General features: G+C 69.1%; 6 protein-coding genes. 2 read left to right on the top strand and 4 right to left on the bottom strand.

Going from position 1 to position 7,219, the window contains the following annotated elements; translation table 11 throughout:
• Positions 1–15: 15 nt before the first annotated feature.
• From ACWDMM_RS03045 to ACWDMM_RS03035, 3 genes are all read right to left on the bottom strand, one after another.
• Positions 16–621, bottom strand: coding sequence for a ClpP family protease (locus ACWDMM_RS03045; RefSeq protein WP_195077413.1), 606 nt, complete (start codon positions 619–621; stop codon positions 16–18).
• A gap of 198 nt (positions 622–819) precedes the next feature.
• Positions 820–2,382, bottom strand: coding sequence for a hypothetical protein (locus ACWDMM_RS03040; protein WP_357204928.1), 1,563 nt, complete (start codon positions 2,380–2,382; stop codon positions 820–822).
• Positions 2,383–2,860: 478 nt separating this feature from the next.
• Positions 2,861–3,460, bottom strand: a complete 600-nt coding sequence (locus ACWDMM_RS03035) for a TetR/AcrR family transcriptional regulator (protein WP_357204925.1) — start codon at positions 3,458–3,460, stop codon at positions 2,861–2,863.
• 90 nt (positions 3,461–3,550) lie between these two features.
• On the opposite strand from ACWDMM_RS03035, the gene ACWDMM_RS03030 reads away from it, so the two are divergent.
• Positions 3,551–4,759 (top strand): acyl-CoA dehydrogenase family protein, encoded by a 1,209-nt coding sequence (locus ACWDMM_RS03030; RefSeq protein WP_195077410.1) that lies wholly within the window; start codon positions 3,551–3,553, stop codon positions 4,757–4,759.
• Positions 4,760–4,812: 53 nt separating this feature from the next.
• Positions 4,813–5,811 carry a phosphotransferase family protein gene (locus tag ACWDMM_RS03025; protein WP_195077896.1) on the top strand — a complete coding sequence of 333 codons (999 nt, stop codon included), beginning with the start codon at positions 4,813–4,815 and terminating at the stop codon, positions 5,809–5,811.
• Between the two features lie 96 nt (positions 5,812–5,907).
• Here ACWDMM_RS03025 and ACWDMM_RS03020 read toward each other — a convergent pair whose 3' ends face one another.
• Positions 5,908–7,182, bottom strand: a complete 1,275-nt coding sequence (locus tag ACWDMM_RS03020) for a lipase family protein (protein WP_449935706.1) — start codon at positions 7,180–7,182, stop codon at positions 5,908–5,910.
• Positions 7,183–7,219: the final 37 nt, after the last annotated feature.

Genomic DNA, 7,219 nt, shown 5'->3' with positions numbered 1-7,219 from the left:
TCCGGGCCTGACCGTTCATGCCGAGATCCCGATGCGCTGGCGTTGGGGGACTATCTGTCCGAAGGAGTCGACGATGTGGTCGATGAAGCCGTACTCCTTGGCCTGTGCGGCCGTGAACCAGCGGTCGTGCAGGGAATCCTCGTAGATCCGGTCGAACGGCTGGCCGGTGTCCTCGGCGATGATCCCCAGCACCGTGTCCACGGTGTAGCGCAGATCGTCGGCCTGCACCTCGACGTCGACCGCGGTGCCGCCGATGCCCGCCGATCCCTGGTGCATCAGCACCCTGGCGTGCGGCAACGCGAAACGCTTCCCCTTGCTACCCGACGACAAGAGGAATTGACCCGCGCTGCAAGCCAATCCGAGCGCGAGCGTGGAGACTTCACACGGCACCAGCCGCATCACGTCGCGGATGGCGAGCATGGAGGGCACCGATCCGCCCGGCGAATGGATCCACAGCGAGATACCCGCCTCGGGATCCTCGGCGGCGAGGGTGAGCAGCTGGGTCATCAGCAGCGTCCCGTTGTCGTCGTCGAGCGCGCCGTCGAGCACGACTATGCGGCGGCTGAGCAGTTGCTCGCGGGCCCGCCAGCTGAACATCGGAGTCTTGTCATCGTGAGCCATGGCTCCACCGTGCCGTACCCGCGACGCCGGACCGCACCCTTGCTGCCCTGGGCAGATCCGCTCTCAGCAGTCGAGCGACCGATCATGAACGGCGTCCCCGAAATCCGTGGAGCCCCGGATGATGCCGGCCGCGAAGACGGCGATGCCCGCCGGGCGCGTGCAGCGCGGGGCGGGCATCTCGGGGCCGGGACGGGATCGCTAGGACTCGCGACCGGCGGTCGAGGCGGAACGCTGCCTGCTGGTGCGGGCGCGACGGCGTTCGGCCTGCAGTTCGGCGAGTTCCTGCTCGAGGATGTCGGCGACGCGGAACGAACCGGTGTCGTAGATGTCCGGCGGGCGGGCTGTGGGCGGCTGCGCGACGTCGGGCTTGGGAATGTCCTTGCCGTTCTTCGGCTCCGGCATCGTGCTGTCGCTCTTGACATCGGCCAGCGGCTGGCGGGTGACGGCCGGAATCTCGGCCGTCGCGGCCTCGGTCTCGGACACCGCCGGGCGCGGCGTGGCCTGCGGCGTCTGCCGAACGACCACCTTCGCCGGGGCGGGCTCTTCGGCGGGCACGCGCGCGGCGGGCCGGTCCTCGGACTTGGCGGCCGGAACCGGCGCGACGGGCTCGGCCGCGGCGAGCTTCTTCCCGTTGGCGGCAGGCGCACCGCCATTGGTGAGGATGGTGTCGGCGTCCTTGACCCGCACCGGCGACGTGAAGGCTTCCATCGCGTCGAGATCCTCGATGGACTCGGGCAGCACCGGCTTGCGCGGGGCCTCGACGGGCGGCCGTTTCTTCTCGGCTTTCACCGTGGCCACGGGCTGCTCGTCGGGAACCTCCGACGGGAACTGCGTTTCGGCGACCTCGACCACCTCCTGCTCGACGGTCTGCACCGGGGGCGCCGCCACCACGGGCTCCGGCTGCTGGTGCACCTGTTCGTGCGGCACGCTCGGCGCCTCGGGCGCGGCCGGCATGCGGTATCGCGGCAGCGTGAGCCGGATCTGCTCGGCCGGGTCGGGCAGATCGCGGACCTGCTCGGTGGCCCTGGCGATGGCGAGGCCGTAGCGGGCACTCGCGGCGTCGTGGATGAGCAGCGCGACACCGATCATCACCGGCGCGATGGCGTGCACGGCCGCGTCGTACCAGGCGCCCGCGCGCAGGTAGGGATAGGTGTTGAGGCTGACGGTGAGGGCAAGCAGGGCGACCTCGGCGGCCGCGACCTGGCGGCGGTTGTCCACCACGCCCCATTCGGCGACCTTGTTGGTGCCGATCATGATGATGATCAGGCAGACGCTGATCATGCCTTCGAGCAGGTAGCTGAACCAGTACAGCGGATCGGTCGCGCCGCCGGGAGCGATGTTGTGCTGGACGTTGACCGCCGACCACAGCATGCCCGCCGCGACGACACCCGCCAGCGCGCGCAGCGACCAGGACCGATGCCGATACAGCGAGGCCAGCTTCGCATGCGGGCTGGATTCGCGTCGTTGCGCGGCAATCGCCTTGCGGGCGAGCAGGAGGTCTCGCATGTCGGCCTTCTCGATCGCTTCGGTGGTCTGCCTGGCGCGGTCGGATGCCGCGGCAGCCGCCTGCGCCTCCTTCCAGCGCTGTCCGCGCTCCTGGGTGCGAATCCGTTCGGCGAGTTCACGTTCGGCATACAGTTCGTCCTCCGACAACGCCTCCGTGAGCGCGGGATCGAACTGGTAGGCGAGCCGTCCACGGGCCTTCTCGACCCGCCTCGCCAGCTGTGTAACCTCGTCCTCGATGGGATGTTCGATGACCATCAGCGCTCCCCGCACGGGAGACGCGATGGCAGACAAGTGATCACGTATGGCAACGGCACGTTTTATTCATAGTCGATCCACCGCTACTGGCGAAACTGTTCATTTGCCATCTCGCAAAACTATTCGGCGTGCCGCGCACGACACACGCGACGGGTCGTGATTCCCGGCGGGCGCAGGCACTTCCTTCCGCCGCGCAGCGGACCATTGATCGCTCTATGCTGAACGTGCGCGCTTTCCCTTCGCGGCGGCGCGTGCGCTCCCGCAGCGCGTTCGGATACGCCGGTGCCGCCGAGATTCGCCCCTCGGCGGCACCGGGCCGATCACGCTGGGTATTTCATCTATGAGCCCGCCGTACATTCCGGCGCACGACCATACGGATCGCGGATTCGGCTATGCCGCAGCGCGACTCAGGGGCCGAGCGCGAAACACCTAGCCCCGGTCGGGTGCTGCGCGGGGCGATCCCAGGAATGCGAACCACTCACTCGGGATCGATCACGGGTTCCACCGAGTCGAGCACCCGGGACAACGTGTCGAACAACAGCGGGTCCAGCCGATCCTGGTCGACGTCGTCGCGGGACAGCCACTGCACCGTGAGGTCCTCGGCCATCGCCCACCACGATCGCACCACCAGGCGCTCCGCGGTCGAGCGCGCGGGCCTGCCGAGCGCGGCGAACACCCGATCGGTCAGTTCGTCGTGCATCCGCTCCATGATCGACTCGAGCACCGGGTCCTGCCCCGCGGCGCGCAGCAGCCCCACCAGCGGTCCACTGCGCCTGCGCATGTAGCTCACGAAGTTCGCGATCATCGACGCGAGCGGGTCGGCGGCGTCGCGATCAGGGCCGGTGGCGCGCAGGAATCGCTGCGACGCGGCACGGACCAGCTGCGCGTAGTAGTCCTGCTTGGTCGGGAAGTAGTGGAAGAGCAGTCCGCGCGAGATGCCCGCCTGCTGTGCGACCGCGTCGACGGTGATCTGGTGCCACGGCCGGTCGATCAGCATGCCGAGACCGATCCCGATCAGTTGCCTGCGCCGGTCGTCCGCCGAGCGGCGGCCACCCGGCTCCACGGCCACCTCGGTCATCCACCCTCCTCTATTGAGCAATGCTCAATAATATGCTACCAATGACCGGACCGGAAGTTGAGCAATGCTCAGCAGACCTCGAGGATGGGTATGGACTTCACGCATTCCGACCGAGCCGTCCGCCTCACCGACCAGGTGCGGCAATTCGTGCGCGAGGAGATCGAGCCGCGCGACGAGGAGCACGCCGCCGCCCTGCGGGAGTCGCCGTGGGCGGTCCCTCCGGTGGTCGATGAGCTCAAGAAGAAGGCGCGGGACGCGGGTCTGTGGAACCTCTTCCTGCCCGATCCGGAACTCGGCGCCGGGCTGAGCAACGTCGAGTACGCCCCGATGGCGGAGGCGATGGGCAGTTCCGGGTGGGCGCCGGAGGTGTTCAACTGCAACGCGCCCGACACCGGCAACGCCGAGGTCCTGCTGCACTACGGCAGCGCCGAGCAGCGTCAGCAGTGGCTGCGGCCACTGCTGGACGGCACGATCCGCTCGGCGTTCTGCATGACCGAACCCGAGGTGGCCTCCTCGGACGCGACCAATATGGCCGCCACCGCCGTGGTGGACGGCGAGGAGATCGTGCTCAACGGCCGCAAATGGTGGAGCACCGGCGTCGGCCATCCGAACTGCAAGTTCGTCATCTTCATGGGCCTCACCGATCCGGAGGCGCACCCCTACCAGCGGCACTCGATGGTGCTGGTGCCGCTGGACACCCCGGGCGTGCGGGTCGAACGGATGCTCACCACCTTCGGCTACCTGGACGAACCCTTCGGCCACGGCGAAGTCACCTTCACCGACGTGCGCCTGCCGCTGGACGCCGTGATCGCCGGGCCTGGGCGAGGCTTCGAGATCGCGCAGGGCCGCCTCGGCCCCGGCCGCATCCACCACTGCATGCGCGCCATCGGCCTGGCCGAGCGCGCGCTCGAACTGGCCTGCCGTCGCGCGCTGTCGCGCACCGCGTTCGGCAAGCCGCTGGCCAACCTCGGCGGAAACCGCGAGCGCATCGCCAACGCGCGCGTCGCGATCGATCAGGCGCGGCTGCTCGTCCTGCACACCGCCTGGCTGCTGGACACCAAGGGCTTGGCGGGAGCGCGCAGCGAGGTCTCCCAGATCAAGGCGGTCGTGCCGCGGATGACCCAAGAGGTGCTCGACATGGCGATGCAGTTGCACGGCGGCGCCGGGCTTTCCGACGACTTTCCGCTGGCGCGCGCGTTCGCGGGCATTCGTTCGCTGCGCTTCGCCGACGGTCCCGACGAGGTGCACCTCGGCGTGATCGCCCGTCAGGAGTTGCGCAAGTACGGGAACGACCGGTGACTGCCGCGGAGGCCACCGCCGTCCGCGCGGAGGACGCCTTCGACGTCGCCGCCATGCACGCCTGGCTCGCCGAACGGGTGCCCGGACTGAGCGGTCCGCCCGAGGTGCGCCAATTCTCCGGAGGCGCGTCCAATCTGACGTATCTGCTGCGCTACCCGGATCGCGACCTGATCCTGCGCCGCCCGCCGAGCGGAACCAAGGCGGCTTCCGCGCATGACATGGGCCGGGAATTCCTGGTGCAGCAGCGGTTGCGTCCGCATTACCGCTACGTGCCGCGGATGGTGGCCCGGTGCGCCGATCCGGACGTGATCGGCAGCGATTTCTATGTGATGGAACGCGTGGCGGGGACGATCCTGCGCGGCGATCTGCCAGAGGGCGCCGTCCTGTCCCCCGAGCAGGCGAAGCGGTTGTCCACCGCGGCCTTCGACTGCCTGATCGAATTGCACCAGGTGGACCCCGAGGCGGCCGGTCTCACCGAGATCGGCAAAGGCGCGGGTTATGTCGGCCGCCAGGTCGCGGGCTGGTCGCGGCGCTTCGTGAACGCTCGCACCGACAATGTCAGCGACTTCGCAGCGGTGATGGCCTGGCTCGACGCCAATCAGCCCGCGGACGTCGCCACCACCGTCATCCACAACGACTTCCGGCTCGACAATCTGGTGCTGGATCCGTCCGGCTCCGGCGCGATCGTCGGCGTGCTCGACTGGGAGATGGCGACCCTGGGCGATCCGCTGATGGATCTCGGTGGCGCGCTGGCCTACTGGGTGCAGGCCGACGACGACGAGGTCATGCGGGCTTCGCGTCGTCAGCCGAGTCACCTGCCCGGCATGCTGACCCGCGCGCAGATCGTCGAACACTATTGCGCGCGCACCGGCCGCTCCGCAGAGAACTGGCCGTTCTACGAGGTCTTCGGCCTGTTCCGGCTGGCCGTCATCGCCCAGCAGATCTATTACCGCTATCACCACGGGCAGACCACGAACCCGGCGTTCAAGGACTTCTGGATGCTGATCAACTACCTGGAATGGCGCTGCAGGAAGGTCGCTGGGCTCGATTGACGTCGTCCTCTGCCCGGAAGCCGATGATCCCGGCCCGCGTGGGCTGAGCCGCGCTTCCGGTGGGTTCCTGCTTCCACGCCGACTGCACAGCCCGCGTCATCGTCCGAGCACGATGGACCCCATATCCCTGACCGAGCAGCCCTGCTCGACCGGCACCCCCGCGAATCGGTCGCGCAGCCAGGCGAGCACGCTCGGCTCGGCGAGGGTGTTGAGGGTCAGGTGTTCGCTCGCGTGGTCACGGATGTAGGTGACGCGCGCGGCGGGGTCGCGGCAATAGGTGGCGGCGAGCGCGTCGGCGGGACCGATCGGGACGAGCCAGTCCGCGGTCGCGTGGTAGAGGAAGACCGGGGCGTCGGGCGCCGACTTGCCCATTCTGGTGCGCTCGAAGACCGCGCGCAGCACCGGCGTGCGCAGCAGACCGCCGTGGACCAGGCTGTCGATGTCGAGGAACGGCTCCGTCGCGGCTTGGTACAGCACGCACCCGTTGTCCTTCGCCTCCAGCAACCGCCGTCCCAGCGGCGTGGCGTTCGCCCGCAGGTAGGCGTCCAGTTCCGGTTCCTCGCGAGCGAGACCGATGACGGCGGCCGCGACCAGGCCAGCGCCCGGCCCCTTGTTCGCCGCCAGCGACAAGGCCTCGAGGTCGACGTCGGTACCGCCGGAGACGACGCCGACGAGATGCAACTCCGGCGCGTAGGAGCTGCGCAGCTCGGCGCCGTGCAGCGTGGGAACCGAGCCCCCGGAATAGCCCCACATCGCCACCTGGGTGTCCGGTCCCGGCAGTCCCGCCGGACCGAACCGCTGTGCGGCGCGAATGCCGTCCAGTGCTATCCGCGCGGCCAGAGGGCCGTGGGCGAACGCCGAGTTCGGCCCTTGATGATCCGGCACCACGACCGTCCACCCCTGCGCCAACAGCGCGGGAGCGCTACGCAACTGATCGATCTGCCCGTCCAGCAGACCGGAAGGCATCGACCGACGCACCGTATAGGACGGCGCGCAGAACAGCCCGGTGGAATCCTCGGCGGCGTGCAGCGACACCAGCTTCCCGTTCGCCGCACGCGGTTTCAGCAACGTCGCGACGGCGGCGATCGGCTGGTCGGCGCTGTTGTTCGACCGATAGGAGATCTGCCATGCCTCGGTGTCCAGCCCCGCGGGCAGCTGGTCGGCGACGGTGATCGGCCGGGCGGCGAGAATCCCGCCGAGCCGTTGGGAGCCGACCAGCTCGGCGGGCGGCCGATAGAAGGGGTCTTGCTCCGGCGGCGGCGGATCCGTCACCACCGGGACATCCGGCTCCGCCTGCGCCGGCGGGCCCGGTGCCGCCAGCAGCACCGAGAGAGCCGTTCCGACAACCGCGCAGCACCGTGTGAACACCATCGACGACCTCCCCTTGGCTCGACCGCTTCCGCACTGC

The sequence above is a fragment of the Nocardia sp. NPDC003726 genome (assembly GCF_053586955.1).
This window is presented reverse-complemented; position numbering and strand designations above follow the sequence as displayed.